The organism is Novipirellula herctigrandis, assembly GCA_007859835.1.
Taxonomy (GTDB): Bacteria; Planctomycetota; Planctomycetia; order Pirellulales; family Pirellulaceae; genus Novipirellula_A; species Novipirellula_A herctigrandis.
Genome location: SJPJ01000001.1, coordinates 8,085,717 through 8,107,229, shown reverse-complemented (window position 1 = coordinate 8,107,229; position 21,513 = coordinate 8,085,717). Strand labels below are relative to the sequence as shown.

Annotated in this window: 14 protein-coding genes; 8 read left to right on the top strand and 6 right to left on the bottom strand. The window is 52.0% G+C overall.

Annotation, left to right across the window (positions count from 1 at the left end; all coding sequences use genetic code 11):
* On the top strand, positions 1-593 hold a 593-nt coding region (locus tag CA13_RS29450), incomplete at its 5' end, for a hypothetical protein (RefSeq protein ID WP_419194988.1).
* Positions 594-897: 304 nt separating this feature from the next.
* On the opposite strand, the gene CA13_RS29445 is transcribed toward CA13_RS29450, so the two are convergent.
* The 3 genes from CA13_RS29445 to CA13_RS29435 form a co-directional block, all read right to left on the bottom strand.
* Positions 898-2,211: an IS4 family transposase gene (locus CA13_RS29445; RefSeq protein ID WP_146402754.1), complete on the bottom strand. Its 1,314-nt coding sequence runs from the start codon at positions 2,209-2,211 to the stop codon at positions 898-900.
* A 327-nt stretch (positions 2,212-2,538) separates the two neighbouring features.
* Positions 2,539-3,510, bottom strand: a complete 972-nt coding sequence (locus CA13_RS29440; protein WP_146402752.1) for a hypothetical protein — start codon at positions 3,508-3,510, stop codon at positions 2,539-2,541.
* Positions 3,511-3,692: 182 nt separating this feature from the next.
* The gene (locus CA13_RS29435) at positions 3,693-4,649 is read right to left on the bottom strand and encodes a sugar phosphate isomerase/epimerase family protein (protein WP_419194987.1); all 957 of its coding nucleotides are present in this window, start codon (positions 4,647-4,649) and stop codon (positions 3,693-3,695) included.
* A gap of 325 nt (positions 4,650-4,974) precedes the next feature.
* Here CA13_RS29435 and CA13_RS29430 point away from each other — a divergent pair, with 325 nt between their 5' ends.
* Complete coding sequence (locus CA13_RS29430; RefSeq protein WP_146402750.1) at positions 4,975-7,161, top strand: sialate O-acetylesterase; 2,187 nt, start codon at positions 4,975-4,977, stop codon at positions 7,159-7,161.
* A 152-nt stretch (positions 7,162-7,313) separates the two neighbouring features.
* On the opposite strand, the gene CA13_RS29425 is transcribed toward CA13_RS29430, so the two are convergent.
* The gene (locus CA13_RS29425) at positions 7,314-8,903 is read right to left on the bottom strand and encodes a glycoside hydrolase family 5 protein (RefSeq protein WP_146402748.1); all 1,590 of its coding nucleotides are present in this window, start codon (positions 8,901-8,903) and stop codon (positions 7,314-7,316) included.
* Positions 8,904-9,834: 931 nt separating this feature from the next.
* On the opposite strand from CA13_RS29425, the gene CA13_RS29420 reads away from it, so the two are divergent.
* On the top strand, positions 9,835-14,034 hold the full coding sequence (locus tag CA13_RS29420; protein WP_146402746.1) for a DUF1553 domain-containing protein: 4,200 nt from the start codon (positions 9,835-9,837) through the stop codon (positions 14,032-14,034).
* Between the two features lie 87 nt (positions 14,035-14,121).
* Positions 14,122-15,543, top strand: coding sequence for a DUF1501 domain-containing protein (locus tag CA13_RS29415; protein WP_419194986.1), 1,422 nt, complete (start codon positions 14,122-14,124; stop codon positions 15,541-15,543).
* Here CA13_RS29415 and CA13_RS35845 read toward each other — a convergent pair.
* Positions 15,536-15,676 carry a hypothetical protein gene (locus CA13_RS35845; RefSeq protein ID WP_419194985.1) on the bottom strand — a complete coding sequence of 47 codons (141 nt, stop codon included), beginning with the start codon at positions 15,674-15,676 and terminating at the stop codon, positions 15,536-15,538. The genes CA13_RS29415 and CA13_RS35845 overlap by 8 nt on opposite strands.
* Here CA13_RS35845 and CA13_RS29410 point away from each other — a divergent pair.
* Entirely contained in the window at positions 15,675-17,972 is a 2,298-nt protein-coding gene (locus CA13_RS29410) for a PPC domain-containing protein (protein ID WP_146402744.1), read from the top strand. The two genes, CA13_RS35845 and CA13_RS29410, sit on opposite strands and share 2 nt — an antisense overlap.
* Before the next feature lie 135 nt (positions 17,973-18,107).
* A complete protein-coding gene (locus tag CA13_RS29405; RefSeq protein ID WP_146402742.1) occupies positions 18,108-19,133 on the top strand; it encodes a Gfo/Idh/MocA family protein in 1,026 nt (341 codons plus the stop codon).
* 28 nt (positions 19,134-19,161) lie between these two features.
* Here CA13_RS29405 and CA13_RS29400 read toward each other — a convergent pair whose 3' ends face one another.
* Positions 19,162-19,791, bottom strand: a complete 630-nt coding sequence (locus CA13_RS29400; RefSeq protein ID WP_146402740.1) for a hypothetical protein — start codon at positions 19,789-19,791, stop codon at positions 19,162-19,164.
* A gap of 165 nt (positions 19,792-19,956) precedes the next feature.
* Between CA13_RS29400 and CA13_RS29395 the strand changes: the two genes are divergently transcribed.
* Both CA13_RS29395 and CA13_RS35840 read left to right on the top strand, forming a co-directional pair.
* Positions 19,957-21,354 carry a putative collagen-binding domain-containing protein gene (locus CA13_RS29395; RefSeq protein WP_419194984.1) on the top strand — a complete coding sequence of 466 codons (1,398 nt, stop codon included), beginning with the start codon at positions 19,957-19,959 and terminating at the stop codon, positions 21,352-21,354.
* 14 nt (positions 21,355-21,368) lie between these two features.
* Entirely contained in the window at positions 21,369-21,491 is a 123-nt protein-coding gene (locus CA13_RS35840; RefSeq protein ID WP_419194983.1) for a hypothetical protein, read from the top strand.
* Positions 21,492-21,513: the final 22 nt, after the last annotated feature.

The following is a 21,513-nucleotide window of genomic DNA, read 5'->3' as shown; positions in this document are numbered from 1 at the left end:
CCAAGTCAAGCGAGATAACTCGCGGCACAGTCACAACTTACGAAATCAGGAAGCCACGAAGTGGCGCTGTCCAGCTAGGTATACCCAATGTACCAAAGCAAGAGAGTTGTTTTGCTGAGTGGCTTGCGAAAAGAATCCTCTTGAGGTGTTTAGTGGATGATGCATTTTCAAAGGACTATATTCGACTAGTTTGTTGGTCGCAGCTAATGATCCTGCCATCCAAGGACATCGTAACGGATGCGTATTGCGTGAATGCCTTGATTGAACAGATTTACCGTGGCGTCGATGACGAAGACCGACAGCAAAGATTGCGATTGCAACTCTATGTTTTGTCTGAGCTTTTTTGTTTCAATTCGAAACATCCGTTTCCTACGGAAGCTGAAGGATACAGACAGTATCTTGATTTGTTGGCGGATCATATTGCAACTCACAGTTTTCTCTCTGCAAACAATGGATTCGGCTGGAAAGCTGACAGACCAAGAAAGCAGCCCATTCCTGACATTTTTATTTCGGACCTTCCTTCGTTGGTAGTGCCAAAGTACCCAATGTCGAATGTTGAATGTGAGTTTACGAGTATTAAGACAAACTATTGAGAAGAGCGAGGCAAAGGATTAAGGTGTAGGGTACGAATGGCACTGTTGAATTTCATTATTAGCGCAGGGCCCGATCAAAGGTGTCGGACACCGAAATGGCTAGAAGTAATCAAATGAAGCAATCAAATGGGTCAAACCCAATACTGTTCGGCACTCCGTTTGCCCTTGCTGATTTCTAGCCGGAGTGATGGAGGCAGTGCTAATTGATGGACGTGAGCGAGGTAACCTCATTGGCAGCCGTTGGTTCCTATCGCGCAGCAAGCAACCCCGCCGAGACTTTCTGTTCGGTCGGAGCGCAGTGTCCCTAATGGTTCTTCGACTTTAGCTTTTTGATGTGGGCCTCAAGCTCTTGCAGTGACGCCCAGCCGAGCAAGTAGAAGCAAATCATCTCGTAAGTTCTTTTGTTCGGCTGACCGCCGGTGTAAATCAGAATCAGAAAGCACGCGATGATCGCGAGGTACATCTGAATCTCAACTCCGTTGGGCTTCGTGCTAAGGAGATGGCGGCAGCCAAGCAGCTGTTTGATCATTCTGAAAAATAGTTCGATTAGCCACCTGAGGCGATATGCTTCTGCAATCAGCTCAGCGGGAACATCCATCAGGCTGGTTGCCACACGAAGAATTCCGTCACTATTGGCTCCGCCTTTGCCAGTGCGAACGTGTGAGGGCACTTCGATCTCGATGTAACGGACGGGATGATCGGTGGCGATGGTCTTGCGATTGGATGTGTGCGCCCCGAGTATTACTTCGCAATCAAGCCGAACGCCCGCGGCCCGATCCGCATCAGTGAGAGGGCGTTCTTTGAGTCGTTTTGGCGTGCTGTTGTCGCGTAGTCGGCAAATGTAACTGCTGTCGGCGGCATGGATCGCATTGAACAGTTCGAACTTCGCATAGCCTCGATCAGTGACATAACATCGATCGGGTTGCAATACGGAAGCCAAGGCAATTTTCTCGTCATCTTTGCCTTTAGGTTTAGCGGGTGTCGCATCGACTCGCTCTGGCACACCACGGAGAATTTCAAAGTGCGTGTGCATTCGGTAGCCGTCAACCGCTGTCGTTGTGGTGCGTCCGGCTGCACGCCCCGTGGACGGAATCCAAGACAGCGAAGCCACTCGTACAGCCGTTTTGAAAACGCTACCATCAACAGCGGTTAATTGGTCTTTGATCCCATCGAACCGTGAAGGATCTGCGGATGGGATTTGTGTAGCCAAACTGGCTGCAATCTCTTTCAGCGGCTCAGGATCGAAAATGGTAACGGACTCTGAGAGCGAACCAAGCGAAGCACGTCCAACACCGAACTTTTTTTGTACAGTTTCCAGTTCACTCGCTTGCTGCAGTCCCCGCAGCGAGGACAGAATCGGATTGAACAGCCACATCAGCACCAAAACGCCGTACTGGTCCATGTGTAGATCACGACTACCGGCCTTGTCTCTTTGAGCACCTACGCTATGAAGCGACTCCAGTAGTGGCCGAATGCGTTTGAAGAACTTCAGGCCAGTGATGTCTTTGGCATCGATCCTTGACTCGACATTAGGTCTTTTTGCCGTGACGCCGGGGGCGAGTTCTGCCTCGCTGAAGCCAGCAGGTTTTCGACATTTCGGCAGTTTCTTTTTTGCCACAGCTTTGGCCTTGGGGTGTCAACATGGCGGACCATCCGCATTGGGTTGACTTGGCGCAAGTCGCGTGCCGAAACTAACAAAAATACAGTGCGCAAATTTTGTGCCGAACAGTATTGGGTTTGACACCTTTGATTTCCTCATTTGCTTTCCTGACCCATTTGATTTCCCCGATGTTTCCCTGCCAGTGTTGCGAGGAAATTCAATGGCCCGACCAGAATGTACAGATGAGGCTGGTCCATTTGTACTACCCTGATTCAGATCAAAGTAGTAGGTCAATTCGAATAGACAAAATCGACTTATGGCAACACGATCTGTGTCAGGCCACCATTACCGCAAGGTTTTTGGATCAACTTCACGTACGACCTTCTTAGCGAATTCCCACATGCCGCGGCGTTCGGCCTGGGAGATATAGGAGTCCGCCAAAGATCCGATGCCGGTCGCGCGTTTGGGCGTGTCAGTGAGAATCGTTAATTCCTTTCCGATGGCTCCGCCGCTTGTCGCCCAACCTTCAATTCTCTTTAGCTGGTCCAGTGTGAGTTCGCCCCTGGGGATTTTGCCCTTCACGTTCAGTAGTGCCGACGTGACGGCGGATCCGCACGCACGTTCAACAGATCCTGAGTTATAGTATTCCAATGCGCCATTGGCCACCACTTCGCTGGAAACATAAACGACTTTTCCAGCGTTGCCTACGTCCTTCAATATTTTCAATTCGCTGGCGACGGGAATCAAATTCACCACTCCCGTAGCGACAGAAACGGCACCGGATTTTCCGCCCAAATGGTATTCCGATGTTGCGGAAACGCCCGCACAAGTGACCGTGGCGACGACCAAGGCAACGCCACCAACCCCGGTGGCAACTACCGCAATGGAAACCACCGCGACAGTAGCATCGACTGCGGCCTTCGCAAAAAGTTTGTTCAGAATCTTCATCGATTCTTCGTGGATCTCTGTATCTCTCACCGTCCTCGCCGCATGTTCGCGATTCATGTTCTGTTTGTACCATAGATAGCGATAAAGTTGACTTCGGGCACCTTTCAAGTGATCGCGTTCAAGATACCTTTGGAACTCGCGGTAATAGCGTTGCTTTTTGCGGTCAAGCCATTCCTTGGCGCGACGGAGCTGAGCGCCATCGGCCCTTGCCCCATACGCGACAGAGTCCATCATGTATTCGTAGACGGCATAGCCACTCATGATTCGTTCAAGTGCCGCCCCGTCAATGGCATAGACTTTTCCACGCTTCGAAATGAATTCGAAATTGTCAAGAATTGGAAGTCGAAACAGGTCGCCGTACTGTGCCATGGCCCCAACCGTGTATTGTGGTCGTGAAGATTTTACAACGTACAATCTATACAAAGGAGAGGATATTTAGCGACTGTCGTCAAGTGTCAAATTCTCAAATGTCAAATTCACAGTCAAGTACTAAATTCAGTGACGGTCAAACCAAACCGGTAGAGGGTCAATCCAAATGCAATAGCGTTTCTTTACCCCTTTGTACCTACATTGCATTGCAGGGCTTCATCAAGATGTTGGCTGATTTCTCGCAGTCGGTCCACATTGCCACCGCTGACTTCGGCCGCTAGCCAGCCTGTGTAATCGATGTCACGCAATGCCTCCTTGACCGTCGGCCAATCGATATCGCCCTCGGTAATCTTGGTGAACCGGCCCGTCTTACGTGAGAAACCCTTGATGTCCAATTTCTTGATTCGTTGGCCGAGTGTTCGAATCCATTCGGCCGGGTCGCCGTATTTCCAATGGTTGCCGATATCGAATTGGAGACCCACGAATGGGGAATTGAAATCATCGATAAAGGCGGCCAACGCATCGGCCGTTTGACTTGTCCCACCATTTGGATCGTAAAGAAACTCGTTCCATACATTTTCGATCAAGATAGAAACACCTAACTCCTCAGCATTTGGTACCGCCTGACTGATATTGTCCAGCGCTCGCTTGTCTACTTCACTTGGTGATCCATCTTTGCCGTGTCCAGCGACCAACAACATCGTGTCGGCACCAACGTCCGCTGTCTGCTGCAAACCCTGTCTCAAGCTCGCCAAGGCTTTTGCGCGAACCGCTGGGTCAGGGTCGGTGTGCCGCACTTGCCAATGATCTGAACCAACCGTTCCGTCAATGATCAAGCCGGTTGCTTTGGCCGCATTAGTCGCTTGTTTGACACTATGTCTATCGAATCCAGGTGCGTTCAGCTCAACCCCTTCAAATCCGGCTTGTTTAGCAGCAGCGAATTTGTCGTTCAAGTCGCCATCCACGCCAATCATGCCGAATTTCAATGTCTTACGCAGCCACGGTTTGTGTTGGCCGGACACGAGCTCTTCGGCATTGACCGAAACCGGACCACAACATAAAGCTCCAGCACTCAACGATGCTGTGACCGCGATCTGCAACGCCCGCCGACGATTCAAATGGAGATGTTTGCTTTTCACAATGGTGCCCTGATAGAGAGTTTGAATGGATGGCAGTTTTGAAATCCCTCAAATTATAGCGGGTCGTTCGCAAGCCAATCCGTTTCGCGATAGAGTTCGATAAAAACGGGATTTCTTGATCGGCGATTCTCTTCATGGAAATGCCGATTAGATTCGAGTCCAATATTGTCATATTGCGCGTGTCAATTATTGGGTGCAGATCAGTACCCGCGGAAGGGAGCTTTTGTGATAAACTTATTCAGCACGCGACAAACTAAAAAGGAAGACGAAGCTCGTCTTTTCCTACGCTACAAAAACCCACCCCGATCTTAACGAGAGAGTTCTCATGAAGCGAAGTTCCTTTCTGTTTCTTTGTCACTGTTTTGCAATGTTTGGATTTGCAATCCTGACGTCCGCATCGGCTAATGCGGAAGCCCGTTTGCCAGGCTTCTTTAACGACCACATGGTGCTGCAACAACAAATGCCCATCCGCGTTTGGGGTTGGGCGGCCCCAGGTGAAGAAATCACGATTAGTTTGGGCGGAAAGAGCGTCACAACAAAAGCAAGCGAGGAGGGGACTTGGAAGACCGAGTTGCCAGCGATGCAAGCGACTGCGTCGGGGCAAGTGTTGTTGGTTCAGGCTTCAAACGCCATTGAGGTCAACGATGTCTTAATTGGCGAAGTATGGTTATGCTCGGGCCAATCCAACATGGAATGGACGGTGAATAGAACCGAAAACGCGGACGTTGAAATCGTGAGCGCCAACCATCCATTGATACGTCATGTGAAGATTGGCAAAAATCAATCGATGGAACTCCTTTCGGATGTCAATGCGACTTGGCAGGTGTGTTCCCCAGAAACCGTTGGTCAATTCACTGCGGCAGGCTATTTCATGGCGAAAGAATTGGCCGAGAAACTTGATGTTCCCATTGGCTTAATAAACTCTTCATGGGGCGGCACACGAATCGAGCCGTGGACGACAGCCGCAGGGTTCCAACCCATTGAATCACTAAGAGACATTTACGCGTCAGTGCAACTGCGAAACCCGGGATCCGAAACGTATCAAGACCGAATGTCTCAGCACATTTCGGAAACGGAAACTTGGCTCGGGCAAGCAAAGACGGCGTTCGCTGCAAAAACTTCCGTACCAGTGAACCCCGCTTTTCCAGTCGACTTGATGCCATTTCAATCGCATCAAGATCCGACCATGCTTTACAACGCGATGATTCATCCATTGGTCGGCTACGGAATCCGGGGAGCGATTTGGTACCAAGGCGAATCGAATCATGGCGAAGGCATGTTGTATGCTGACAAAATGAATGCGTTGATTGAGGGTTGGCGTGAAGTTTGGGACCAAGGCGACTTCCCTTTCTACTATGTACAGATAGCGCCGTTCCAATATGGGAACGAGGATTCGACGATTTTGCCGCGATTTTGGGAAGCTCAAGCGGCTGCACAATCGATCCCGAATACGGGGATGGTCGTGATCAATGACATTGCCACGCTCGGCAACATTCATCCACCTAATAAGCTCGATGTAGGGCGTCGGCTCGCACTGCTGGCATTGAAAAATGACTATGGGCAAACCGATCTTGTCGCGCGTAGCCCCGAAATGGAATCGATCAGCATGTCGGGAGACGAACTCCGGATTCAGTTTAAATATACCGGCGGTGTTCTAAAAACTCGCGACGGAAACGTTCCAAGCCATTTCGAGATCATCAGCAAATTCTCTGGCGGTTTTCACCCTGCGGATGCCAAAATCGATGGAGACGTGGTGGTTCTCAGTTCATCCAAGGTGAAGCAACCCGTCGCGTTTCGCTATGCATGGGACAAATTGGCTGAACCAAATCTAACCGGGGCTACGGGGCTTCCCGTCAGTGCATTCCAAGGCGGAAAGACCCCCGATTTCAGTGAAATGATTCCTGGGCTATCCGATTACCAACTTGTATACGACCTCGATTTGGCCAAGCTTCAACGCGATATCACTTATGACGTCGATCATGCCGCAGACGTAAAGTCGTTTGACCGAGTGGGCTACTTGCTTGAATTGAATTCGAGCGATTTTGGAACTCAGAAGGTCTTCGTCAGTATGGAGGCCTTCACGGACGACGCAAGCCAAATTGGTCTTCCGACCATGTCATCCAGCGCCAAGTTTCAAACAGCCGTCAGCTCGATGGACGTGTTCAGTTCCACCGATGACGTGGTCACTGGAACATCGATTCAGACAGGCAATATTGAATTTTGGCCGAGTAATTACGGACCAGACAATGGTGGCGGAATCAAAGATGCTTCCTCTTCGGTTTTTGATTTTGGCGACCAGCCTGGCCCGCCCCAAGACGGTTATGGATCGATGCAGATTCACAATCACGCCGCAAAACAAACAATCTTTGCAATCAACAAATGGAATGCAGGAGCAAACGCAGACATCGGGATTGGCAACAGTCAAGGCGAAACGCGTGATTGGACTTTCACAAGCAGCGGACCGAAGTACTCGACCAAGCGGTTGCGAGTCTTCGTGAGAGCTACGCCGTAGTCGAAAGTCACCGAGTTTGAGCGAGTGGCATCATTCGGAATGTCCTCGCTCGTTTCCTGTCGCTACCTGTGGCAATGCTTTGGAAGCGGCCGCAGGTACGCCGTGGACTGAAATTGGGCCGATGCATTTCGGCGAATGGATCGTTGCACCGATCACTTGGGCTTTTGGTTTTTAGCAAACCACTTCAGTAGCAAATCTTTGCGATCGGTTGGCTGTGCGGTTGGTTGATGGTCATCTGGATCGGCACCATGCTCGACGCTCCAACCGTCCCATTCTCGGAACGCATGATAAGTCCAATCCCAATCGTACTCTTCGAACAAATCGATGACGTCCGATAGGTACTCTGCGGCGCCTGGGGCCCAGCGGATTGCACTGAATTCACCGGCATAAATATGGACGTTGTAAGCCAATTGAAACTCGCGAACTGGTTCCAATACGGCTCGTAACGCTTCCTTGTCCCACTTTTGGTGGCCAATCGTTCCTGGATAAACGAGGTCCTTCACGTTGTTACGGACGCCTTGATGGGTGTACTCGTGTGGCTTGTACATGTGGACTTGATAGATCACGTTGGGGATATCCACAGGTTCTAGGGTTCGGTAACCCGCTGCTGAATCCCATTCGCTTGCGGCTATGATGATTGGCACTTCGGCATCGATAGCGCGAATTGCTTTCGCGGCGAGAACCTGTGTGCCTAAAAAATCGGCAACTCCGGCAGGAGAGGGTTGGTTTTGCACGGGCTCATTGACTAGGTCATAACCCCAGACAGCCGAGTTTCCTTTGTAACGTCGAGCGATCTTCTCCCACGATTTGACAAAATGATTTTGATAAAGGGGTTCGTGGAAAATCGCTAAGTCCATGTTGTCGTACCGACCGCCTGGGGGCGTGTGAACGTCGACAACCAATTTCAATCCGTATCGGTTAGCAGCTTCGAGTGCTTTGTCGAGATCCTCGAGTTCGCTGTCAAACCACTTGTCGTATTCCGTCAAATCACGTTCGGTACCTGCGCGGCCCCAATTGCGAGTGATCTGCCACCGGATTACGTTTGCATTCCACTGTTCGCCGAGTGTTCGCAAGTCTTCATCGCGGAAATTGTTGGGGGACATCACGCCGCGAAGCCGGGGTAAGTCGTGGCCTTTGAAAACAGGGCTAGGATTCAGGGGTGGTGCTGGGCGCGTAGGTGGTGGTTTTCGGAAAACGAAGACCTTGATTTCATCGAACCACACTCGTCCCGAACTTCCCTGCAATCCCAGAGCGATTTGCGCATCAGCTGCATCGTCAGCGATGGTCGAGGTGAAACGCAATTTGCGCCAATCAAAACTGCCGTAGACGTTGTTTTCGTTTTGCCAATGGGGGCCAGTCGACTCCGACGAATAATGCAGCATGAACTTGGCGCCAAGAAAAGTCTCGCTTGGTTTTGTCACGTCATCGGCCTTCGCCATGCATTCAAATACTAACTGATAACCACGGTAAGGCGATAAATCAAAAGGCATCTGGATCATGGCGCCCCCCGTTGCTTCATCGCGAGGAACGCTGACGCAAAGCCTCGTCGTCCCTTGTTCGTCCTGTTCCCAACTCGCGGACTCAGACGCTGACCATGCCGAACGTTGTTGCGGTGTTTCGAAGTCAGTTTGAAAGACGATGGCGCCCGGTTCAGGGGGTGCAGTAGGTTGTGCCCATGTAAAGGTGGTGCCAAGACTCATGAACAGCGAAAAAAACAGAGATCGAGATATGACGTTCGACATGGCAAAGATCGGGTTGAGGGACGGGAAACACGGTTCTGCAATCACAATGACGCGACAGGATCCAAGTTCCAATGGTGCGTAAGCGCGTTGCGGACCTTAGTGACGGACTTAGTTCCACCAATGGAACCGGCAGCGAGATAGCTCTGATGCAAAGTATGTAGAGAGGTGGGAAAGTTGGATGGGACGCAATGCAATATTCAAAATAGCGACTACCAAAGCGAAAAGCGAGCGCTTACCCGATCAAACCATATCGCTGGCCAACCATTGCAGCCAAGAAACTTATCACTGGATTGCCACCGAATTTCACTTTGAGACTATCGTTATCGCGAGCAAATAGAGGATCGTTCCAAGACCCAACTGATCCGACTGCAGAAAACCGCCCCCAAACGCTACGCTTCAAATTCGCACTATGCAAAAATGGCGCCGGTATCCGCAACGATTGCCGCCTGCGTCAATTTGCTGCACCCTGGCAACCGCTACGCCGAACACGTTTGGGTTGCACCATTTTCCTTAATAGAGAATTGCGATAGGGAAATTGTGGGTGGAAAGGCTGGACACGCGGCCTTGGAAGGCGCAAGATGATGTTAAGGCATTTGTTCCCATGCGAGTATCGCACGCAAAATGCGAACGTTACCTCCCCGCCCTGACACCCCCACCTATCCCACCAATAGCGCAACATCGCGGAGATCCTTTGCGGTGGAAGCTCACGACCATTTGAGAACGGATGCAAACGGTTGAGACTGAGTACGCAACATGTCTTGGTTAAGCCAATCAAAACTTTTGATGCGCGTTCCCGACAGCAGCAAACGATGTCACAGCAACCCAACCTTCCCATTGAGCGTCAGAGATCGAAACTTCCGGCGAAAATGAGGGCGGGGCGAGCAGTCCGAACGAACCTTCCAAAACTCCTACCTGTTTGAGGCGATTTGAGATGAGAACCAAAGTGTTTTCACTACTCGTGTTCATCTTCATCCTATTTGGAGTCGCGCCGGCGCGAAGCGCGGACGATCAAACGCTTACCAATGCGAAAGCAGATCAAAAAGCGAACGCAGAACTCGTAGCAAACGCCGAAGTGAAGGCAACGGCTGACTTTGAAGCTGCGAAGAAGGCAGCCAGGGAGGCAGAAGCAGCGGTTGGTCCGCTGAAAGAAGCTGCGAAAAAGGCCGACACTGCGTACGCCGACGCCAGGAAAGTCGCAAACGCAAAGCGGCAACGGGCGACCGAAGCGAAGAAATTATCGGGTGAACAGGGCGTCAAGGACCTAGAACAAGCGGAGGCCAAAGTACCCGCTGCCATTAAAGCCCTGGCCGACGCAACTGCTGCCAAACCGGGACCAGACAAGGCGTTGGCCGAGGCAAAGGCCGCGGCTCTCCCCTTGCAACAAACTTACGATGCCGCTGAGAAACTAGCTCGCGAAGCTGAATTAGCTGCGAAAGTGGCATCCGACGCAGCCAACAAACTCGCAACACTGGCGAAAACCGCCACAGCACAAGCGGCTGGCAAACGCAAAGCAGCCGACGCAGCGAAATCCGCTCTGACACAGGCCCAAAAGAGCGAGCTGCGTGCGCAAGCCCAAGTGACTACTGTGGCTGAGCAGGTTACTGAAGCCGAAGCGGAGAACAAGACGGCTGATGAAGCGTTGGCCAATGCCAAGAAAAAGGTTGCGGCTGCCACAACCGCCCTGCAGGCCGCTAACGAACTATCCCAAACAGCGGAATCGCACGCCAGAGTCGTCTCAGAGGACGAGTTGAAAATGGCTGCGGACGATGCTGCTGCCAAACGGACCGCAGCAAACAACGCAAAGGTCGCTTTGACTCAAACACAACAAAGGAAACAGCAAACGGAGACCGCAGCCACCGCTGCAACTGGCAAATTGGCGGAGGCCGACAAGCAGAAGACGGCAACAGACGAGGCCCTGAAATTAGTTGAGTCGGAAGTTGTCGCCGCTTCCACGGCACATCAGCGTGCCGAGCAGACCGCCAAGGCTGCGGAAGCCACCGCCAAGTCAGTTGCCCAGGATGAAGAGAAGAGTGACGAAGAGAAAACCAAAGCTACCGAGCTAGCGACCACCAAGCGTAAAGAAGTCGACGCCGCCAAGACGACTCTAACGGAAAAGCAACAAGCTCAACAGCAAGCACAAGCGGTAGCCAAAGCCGCCGCTGCACAACGCACAGAGGCCGCGGCGACGAAGCAGGCAGCCGACGCCGCGTTGGCCAATGCTAAAACGAATTTGGCCGCGGCGACGACTACGCATCAAACGGCAGAGAAACTTGCCCAAGCATCCGAGACCAAGGCCAAACAACTTGCGGCACATCGTGGCCGAACCGAACCAGAAAAACAGAAAGCCACAGCGGATGCCGCGGCCCGTCGACAGGCGGCCGATGCCGCCAAGGAAGCCTTAACTCAAGCACAAACAGCCGAACAAGATTCGCAAAAAGTGGCTGATTCCGCTACTCAAAAAGTGGCTAAGGCAACGGCGAAGAAGAAAGCAGCCGACAATGCCATGGCAAACGCCACGCGAAAAATAGCCGCCGTCACCGCAACGTTGGCAGCAGCCGAGAAAGTGGCTGACGAGTTCGAGAAGGCGGCAAAGGAAAAACACCGAGCCGTCACACAAGCAGCTGCCAAAATCAAAGCTGCAGTAGTTGCGGAATCCGCCCTAGCTAACACTCGACAAAACGAAAAGTCTGCGCAGGAAAAAGCCACCGCTGCAACAAAAAAGTTCGCCGAAACGCAAGCACTGAAAGAATCGGCCGACGAGGCTTTGGCGAACGTCAAGAAACAGATTGCTGCGGCCTCGGTTGCTTCTCAAGACGCCGATAAGGCAGCTCAAGACGCTGACGTTAAAGCCAAACAAATTGCCGAAGATGATGCTAAGTCGGACGAAGAAAAGAAGGTGGCCACCGATGAGGCCGCGGCCAAACGCAAAGCAGCTGAGGATGCCAAAGCTGCATTGGCTCAAGCCCAGCAGCGTGAGCAGCCATTGTCGGCTCAGGCCACGACTGCGGCGCAGCAGTTGGCCGAAGGGAAAAAGCAGAAGGCCGCCAGCGATGCAGCCCTAGCCAGTGCCAAGGCCCAAGTTGCCGCTGCGTTGACCGCGAATCAGGGAGCTCAGGACGCCGCCAAGAATTTGATTCAGCTAAATAAGACGAGCAAGCTTGCTACTGCCGATGCCGCAGCTAAACGCAAAACGGCCAATCAGGCCAAAGCGATTCTAGATCCAGTCGCCAAGAAGCTTGAGCAAGCGAGAAAGACGGCCAACTCCGCTTCGCAAAAATTGACGCAAGCCCAAGCACGAAAGAAATCATCGGAACAGGGATTGGCGAACCTCAAAAAGCGAATTGCAGAAGCCAAAAAGACACACGAGGCGGATGAAAAAGCAGCCGTTGCAACGGAAGCCGTGGCCGTTCCGATGAAGGCGGAAGCGGACAAAACGCGGGCTGCGCATGCGGAAGCCGTCCGAATTGCTTTTGAAAAGCAAGAAATAGCCGAGCAGGCCAAGGCTTCGCTATACCGGCTGCTTGCCTCTCGAAAAGTGGCAACGGTCATGGAAAGCTCCGAGCCCCCAAAACCAGCCAACCGGATTGATGAAATTGTATTTGCCAAGCTTGAGTCTTTGGGGATCCAACCGGTCCTCTGTTCGGACGCGGTGTTCATCCGCCGCGCCTATTTGGACTTGACCGGCAAGTTGCCGTCCGGAGAGGAAGCCAAGGTGTTCATACAAAGCTCGGCTCAAGACAAACGCATCGCCTTGATTGAGCAGTTGCTCGAACAGACTGCGCACGTCGATTATTGGGCAATGAAGTGGGGTGATATCCTTCGAGTCAAGGCAGAGTTCCCCGTCAAGGTTTGGCCTAATGCAGCCCAGGCATACCACCGTTGGGTTTGGAAATCGATTGCTGAGAATAAGCCATACGACCAATTTGTACGCGAACTGCTCACCAGCAGCGGGAGCAACTACCGGGTTGGCCCGGTAAATTTCTACCGTGCGATACAAAGCAAAACACCCGATGGTATCGCTTCTTCGGTTGGTTTAGCTCTAATGGGCACGCGGGTCGACTTTTGGCCCGAACACCGGCGCACCGAGATGGCAGTGTTTTTCTCGCAGGTTGGCTATAAACCGACAAGTGAGTGGAAAGAAGAAATTGTCTTCTGGGATCCACTACACTCGACCAAGGTGCTTGGTAGCATCGCGCCGGGAATCGACGCGGTCGCTAAATCGGTGACGGCGACCAACAAGATTCCTCAGGCGTTGACCGAACCGTTGAGTGAAAACGGGCCGTTGGATGTTGTCTTTCCCGATGGCACCAAAACGACGATTCCGGCTACACGTGACCCACGGGAAGTGTTTGCCGATTGGCTGATTCAACCGGAAAACCCCTGGCTCGCCAAAGCCATCGTCAACCGCACATGGGCGTGGGCGATGGGACGCGGCATCATCCACGAACCGGACGACATTCGGGATGACAATCCACCAAGCAACCCCGAGCTATTGGCCTACTTGGAACAGGAATTGATTGCAAACGAGTATGACCTTAAACATCTCAAACGATTGATCTATACATCAACCGCGTACCAGTTCTCATCGATTCCGAGATTTAAACAAGCCGAAGCGACAGCGAACTTTGCGAGCTACCGCTTACGACGAGTGGAAGCCGAAGTTTTGATCGATGCATTGAACGATATCACCGGAAGCTCTGACCTTTACACTAGCGCTGTTCCGGAGCCTTTCACTTACATTCCCAAGCGGATGACGGCGGTGGAATTGGCCGACGGTAGTATCACCAGTTCTTTCCTTTCATTATTCGGACGCTCGTCGCGTTCAACCGGGATGGAAAACGAGCGAGTCAATGAACTTGCCTCACCGCAATGGCTGCACATGCTAAATTCGGCCACGATCCAGAGCAAACTCCAGAGTGGACCAACGCTGATTTCAATGGTCTCGTCACGAAAGAAACCAAAAGAAATCGCCGAGAGCCTTTACCTAACAATCCTCTCGCGATACCCGACGGATGACGACGTAAAAGCAGCAGAAGAATATGCCAAAACCGGAGTAACGAAGGGACGTGACGTTTGGATTGATCTGGCCTGGGCGTTGATCAATAGTCCCGAATTTCTGCTGCGGCATTGATGATCGATATTTTACGGGAAAATGCAGCGAAACAGTTGGCTTTTTGACAAAACAACTTTTTGGGGAAGCTTAAGGAGAACTGAAATCATGAGTACAAATCAAGATCCTAACCGAAAACACGTATCGCGACGCACGGTCATGCAACAAGGAGCGTTGGGCGCGGCAGGGGTAATCGCGTCCGGCGGACTTAACGCTCGCGGTGTTGCCGCTGCGGCTCAGGACAAGCCTGCCTTGACACCGGAGCAACTCCTTGCCCAACAGAAGGCGACTCGTGATGCTGCGGCCCACGCCAAAGCAAAGAAGGGTCAAACGAAATCGGTAATCCAGATCTTCTTGTGGGGTGGCATGTCCCACAACGACGCGTGGGATCCGAAGCCGGGCACAGGCTACGACTATTTGGGCGAGTTTGACAAATTCATTCCGACTAACGTCAAAGGAATCCAAGTCAGTTCGCTGTTTCCGAATTTGGCAAAACAAGCGGATAAGTACTCGCTGATTCGCAGTATGACTCATGGCAACAATGGCCACGAGACGGCAGCCTATCTAATGCAAACCGGCCACAAGCCCGGCGGGCGATTGGCCTACCCGAGTGTGGGCGCGATATTCGCGTACTTCAAAAAAGAACAGTACAAAGGATTGCTGCCACCTTACATCGTAATGCTAAAAGCAGCAGGACGATTTTCCGAGGAAGGCTTCTTAGGCCCTGCGTACAAGCCTTTCGCCACGGGTGGAGATCCGAATGCGGCTCGCTTTGAGGTACAGGGAATCGTAAACCGAGGAATCAACGATGCGAGGCAAAGGGCACGGCGTGAATTGGTGGATAAGATCAATCTGTTAGGATACGGAATCGCAGATGCACCTGAGATGGCAGCTGCGGAGTCGGCCAAGGAAAAAGCCTACGGGTTGATCCTGGGTAAAGGTAGGGAAGTGTTCAATTTAGAGAACGAACCCAAGGAACTCCGAGATCGCTACGGCCGCAATACGTTCGGCCAAGAATGCTTGGCAGCACGGCGGATGGTCGAGGCTGGGGTGCCTTACGTTACAATTAGCTTTCCTGGAGGTTGGGACACACACTCGAACCACTTCACCACGATGAAGCGACAATGTCCCATGTTGGACCAGGGACTTGCAACGCTGTTTTCGGATTTAGGCGATCGTGGCCTGCTCGATAGCACCGTGGTTTGGTGTACTGGTGAGTTCGGCAGAACGCCAAAGGTCGACTGGGAGCCACCTTGGAACGGAGGTCGCGGTCATTTCGGAAAAGTCTTCACCGTGATGGTCGCAGGCGGCGGATTCAAGGGCGGTCGAATCGTTGGATCGTCGGACGAAAAAGGCGAAAACGTCAAGGAAAGACCAGTGTATCCCGCGGATTTACTGGGCAGTATCTATCTGTTAGCAGGCATTGACGCGAACGCCAAACTTCCGCATCCGTTGGGGCTCGATGCCCGTGTCTTGGACACCGAAAACGAAGGAATGAAGTCGGCGGGCCTTCTAGAAGAAATTATGTAACCATCGCTGGCAATTTACCATCAAGATCGCGGGGGGCTGACAGCCATACCGGTTTCCCCCCGCGTCCCATCGCAAGCTTTAGCACGTGTTTTCCCCAATGCCCAATTTGCAGAAGGAAAATGGAGAAGTTCATGAGTCGATTTAAAACACTTTCGATCTTGGCATTGGCCATGCTTTTGGCCGCAGCATCCTCAGCCCAGGCCCAAAACCAATACATCGGATACGTCTATCCGGCCGGTGGTCAACAAGGCACCACGTTTCCGATCCGATTTGGCGGACAAAGACTCACCGATGCTTCGGGGTTGGTGGTCAGCGGTGAAGGGGTTTCCGCTCGGCTGATCGACTACCAACGGGTGATGAGTAATCAGGAACTCGGTTTGCTCCGCCAGCAACTGAATGAGTTGAAAAAGAAGGACTCAAGTTTGGGTGAGGCAATGGTTGCCGAAATGGCCTATTTTGAGTTTCCTGCAATTGTTAAACCACCGGAAGTCGAGGGACTGATGTGCCCCGCATGCGGTCGGCTCAATCCGCTCGACGCGACAGTTTGCATTGATTGCAATGCGAATTTAGATAAACAGGAAGAGGCAAAACCGGGTGGCGCCAATACGACGGATGCTCCCGAACTTACTGAAATCGAAGTCGCAAAGCAGAATTTGATTGAACGAATCGAACGGTTGTTCGCGGAAGACCAACGCAATGCAGCTGTTCGCGCTCATACCGAGATTGTCTTTGCCGAAGTCACGGTGGATCCTGATGCGAAACCGGGCCGTCGAGAAATTCGGGTAGTTACCAAACGCGGTATTTCTAATCCGATGGCGTTTTACGTGGACCAAGTACCCGAAGTTTCGCGTAAGCCGATGAAGACCTGTCAGTTGCCGGTGCTTGGCAAGGAGCACCTCGCCCAACGCAAGCGGCCGGTGGACGAAGAGGAAGTCCACATTTCCGTGCCATGTACGATGAACGGCCAAATCGCTGCTGGCGAAATGAACCATTATCGCTTTGAAGCCAGCAAGGGCCAACGTTTGGTCATCTCTGCCAAAGCCCGGCAATTAAGTCCCTATGTGGCCGATGGTGTTCCCGGTTGGTTTCAAGCCGTGCTGCGGCTACACGACGCGGACGGCAACGAGATCGCCTACAACGACGATTTCCGTTTCAGTCCTGACCCCATCATCTATGTTGAAATCCCCGAGGATGATGAGTATGTGCTAACGATTAATGAGGCATTGTTTCGCGGCCGCGAAAGTTTTGTGTATCGGATCACGATCGGTGAGTTGCCGTTCTTGACCAGCATCTTCCCGTTGGGCGGCCCTGTCGGCGAGCCGGTAAGTGTCGAAATGAATGGTTGGAATTTGGATGATGTCGCACTGTCGCCTGCTCCATTAGATGCCAAGCCAGGAATCCATTTAGTTGCTGCCACCAACGATAGCCTTTCTTCAAATTATGTGCCATTCGCGTTGGACACACTGCCCGAGTGTATGGACATCGAATCAAACGACGCACCGTCCAGCCCGCAAAAGGTCACTCTTCCGATCATCGTCAATGGACGAGCCGACAAACCGGGCGATTGGGATGTTTTTGAGGTTGACGGCAAAGCCGGAGAGACAATCGTTGCGGAAGTGAATGCAAGACGACTCGGTTCCCCTTTCGATTCCTTCCTAAAGGTCACCAGTGCGGACGGCAAGATCATCGCCTTGAACGACGATCACTATGATGCGGCCTCCGGAATGAACACCGACCACGCCGATTCCTACTTGATGGTGAAGCTACCCGCCGATGGAAAGTATTTTATTCATCTCGGGGATACGAGGCGACACGCAGGAAAGGACTACGCCTACCGACTGCGAATTAGCAAGCCACAACCCGATTTCGTATTGCGAGTAGCACCTTCCCGATTCGTGATGCGCAGCAAGAATTCAGCTGCGGTAAAGGTCTATGCGATACGCAAAGACGGATACACGGGACCAATCAAGATCAGCTTCAAGGACTTGCCCGAGGGGCTCACATCGGGTGGCGCCACGATTGGGGCAGGCAAGGAGTCGGTGGGACTTTCAGTGAAAACTAGCCTTACCGAGTCCGAGGAACCGATTAATGTTACTGTTGTAGGCAGCGCGACGATTGGGGAGAAGGAAGTCGTCCATCGGGTCGTGCCGACGGAGGACCGAATGCAGGCTTTCCTGTGGCGTCATCTGTTGCCCGCCGAGGAACTACCAGCAATCGTCTACGACCCGTCTTATAAAGCGCCCGCCGATCGCATTCATCCCCCGATCCGTGACGAGGATAGACCGAAGGACTCCAAACGCACGTTGCAAAAGTCGTCCGTCGATTGGTATCTAAGACAGATCGAGGGCCTCTATCAACAGTGGTTTCTCACGGACGACTTCGCCAACGGTCAGATCGCGAGTATCGAGGCCCGTCTAATTACGGATTAAATCAGCTGGCATGTTTCCGTGATTGACGCTGTGCCGTACCACGGGCGATACCACCTGCCAGAGCTGCCAGCAAAGGTTTACACTGCGGATTCCGACAATTGGAACCACTCAAGCTAATCGAGAGCCGCAAGTAGTATGACCAAGATGAAAGCAATCTGCATCGGGACTGGATACTTTAGCCGCTTCCATTACGAAGCGTGGAACCGTATCGAGAATGTCGAGGTTGTCGGAATCTGTAACCGTACGGTTTCCAAAGCGGAGGCGTTTGCCGACGAGTTCGGAATTGCGGAATGCGGCGACAACCTTGAGGAAATGATCGATCGACTGAAACCGGATTTTGTCGATATCATCACGCCGCCGGAAACGCATCTGGCATACGTCAAGATCGCCGCTCAAAGGAGGATTCCGATTCTTTGCCAGAAAGCGCTTGCACCGACATTTGAAGAGGCAAAACAGATCGTTGAAACTGTACAAAAGCATAACGTGCCATTCATGGTACACGAGAATTTTCGGTTTCAACCTTGGCATCGTGAAATCAAATCGCTATTGCAGCAAGGCGTTATTGGTCAATTGCATTCGATGACGTTCCGTTCGCGAATGGGTGACGGTTGGGGCAAAGATGCCTACATTCCTCGCCAACCGTTTTTCCGCACAATGCCACGTTTGTTGGTGTTCGAGAACGGCGTTCATTTCATCGACACCTACCGCTATCTAGCTGGCGAAATTTCAAGTGTGTATGCGATTCTGCGTCAAATGAACCCAGTGATTCAGGGCGAAGACACTGCGTTGCTCGTCTTCGAATTCGAATCGGGCGTGGTGGGAGTTTGGGATGCAAATCGATACAACGAGTCCAACGTTTCGGACCCACGATATACCTTCGGTGAATTCCTCGTTGAAGGCGATCTAGGATCCATCCGTCTGTATCTCGACGGTCGGATCACCGTTCAACCGCTCGGCGGCAGCGAACAAGACCATCCTTATCATCACCCGCATATAAATTTCGCGGGTGATTGCGTTTACAACACCTTCGTCCACTTCATCGACGCGTTGAAGAACAATAAGCCGTTTGAGACGAATGGACCTGACTATCTAAAGAACCTCGCTGTGCAAGAGGCCGCATACATGTCTGCTGAATTAAGGCAACCAATACGAGAATTTTAGCGGGAATCCAACATCGCGGTTGGCTCATTCATGGCAATGTTTCGCCGCAGTTACCCTGCGTATGCCAAAGGGAAGCCTCCGTCGTTACTCCATCAAGCGTTCGTGCAATCACGGCTGTCCGGCGCAGCGCATCACGCAGCGCATCGGCCCAAGGCCCATGTTGAGCTTGTTCCCATGCGACTTGGGCCATGGCAATGGCGGGATCGGCGTCGTCTTCGAGTGGGTTCGTGGGAAGGTGGTCATAATAGCGACGAAACATCGTCGTCGCTGCAAAGAAGGCTCGCATGCCGTATTGATCTGCCAAAGCCGCTTGAAGTCGTAGGCATGCATGCTCATGGACTTTCTTTGATGGATCAAAGCTATGGAGTCCCCAATCAAGCTTGTCGACGCACTGGGGCCCTTCGCACAAAGCATGACAAACTTCATGCAAAATCATCTGAGCCAAACAGTCATCCGGATCGAGTGTTTCAGGCGTACCAATGGTCAAAACTCCGTGCCCATCCCACGAAGCGTTGACCTCCACACTGCGTTCGACCCGCATGCCCATTTGAGCAGCGGCGTGTATCCAAATTAGATCCAAGGGATCTTCGTAAGCTTTATTGATCGTTCGCACTAGAGACTCGTCTGGTTGGAATGCATTGCCAAGAGCAGCAATCATAGTGATTCCCCGGCTATCTACCAATGGACTTCTCGACGCCAATGAATCCCGGCGCAAATTTACTGATATATTGGTATTCAATACATGATGCGAAGTGAGTTCCCCCTGCAAACGGTATTCGTTTCACGCAATCAGGATCGCAATTTCAACGGAGACAACATCACCATGTTTCGATTTGCCTTAATCTTGCTCGGTTTCGCTTGCTGTGAGTGGTCGGTGCTTGCTACCCAACCGCCAGCGACACCAGATCGTATTTGCCCGAGTGAGACGCATCCGTTTTACTGGCAATACAAAGGAAAAGACGTGTTGTTGCTGGGAGGATCGGTTGATGACAATCTGTTTCAGATCCCTGATTTAGAGAAGCATCTCGACGAGATGAAATCGATTGGAGCGAACTACATTCGCAACACGATGAGCGATCGCCACGACGGAGGTTTTGAACTATATCCCTTCCGCAAATTAAAGAGCGGTAAATACGATCTTGACCAATGGAACGACCAGTACTGGGATCGATTCGAGTCCATGTTGCGATTGACTGCTGCGCGAGACATCATCGTCCAAATCGAAATTTGGGATCGTTTTGACTATTCACGTGATCATTGGTTGGGCCACCCGTTCAATCCATCGAACAACATCAACTACACGCACAAGCAATCTGGGTTGGCGGGTAAGTACCCAAAGCACCCTGGACAAAACGAGCAGCCGTTTTTCTTTACGACGCCAAAGCAACATGACAATGCATTGTTACTAAAGTATCAGCGAAAATTCGTCGAGAAGCTGCTTTCGCATTCGATAAAGTATGGGCACGTGTTGTACTGTGTCGACAACGAAACCAGTGCGGAGGAAGCTTGGGCCACGTATTGGGCTGAGGCCATCCAGAGACGCTCGACAAAGGAAAACCTTGCAGTTTGCATCACGGAAATGTGGGACGATTGGAATCTGGATGGCCCCCATCATCGTCGCACGCTTGATCATCCAGAACGTTACGACTTCGTAGACGTGTCTCAAAACAATCATCAAAAAGGCCAACAGCATTGGGACAACTTCCAAACGCTACGTAGCCGACTCGTTAACCAGCCGCGTCCGATCAATACAGTGAAAACCTACGGAGCAGACGGCAACAAGTTCGGACACACAAGCCAGGACGGCGTCGAACGATTTTGGCGTCACGTCATCGGCGGTGCGGCATCAGCAAGGTTCCATCGTCCGACGGCCGGATTGGGCCTATCGGATCGAGCGAAGAATGCGATCCGTGCGGCTCGGAAACTGGAGGCGATAGTGCCGCTTTGGGATCTGACACCCTCAAGCGAGTTACTCACTAATCGGGACGCTAACGAAGCCTATGTTGCGGCCACCCCCGGTAAGGCCTATGTGGTTTATTTTCCCAACGGCGGCTCAGTCGACATCGATTTATCCAGCACGAGCGGACGTTGGAATGTCACGTGGATCAACATCGACACCGCTGATTTGACGCCCATTTCTAACTTACAGGGAGCGAAACGAGAAGCGTTACAGGCTCCCAGCAAAGGAAACTGGTGTTGTGCGATCATGCCAAACAAATAACAAACGACGGCCCAATGGCAATCGCTTCCTTGTCTGCAATCCGCCAATCAAAATCCGGATTCACCTTCGAATCGATCGTCTCGTCTGAATTAAATAATCCAGGCATCAAGACTGGAACGACTCTCGACGCGGAGTAAGCGGCGTTGTATCTCTGAGCGA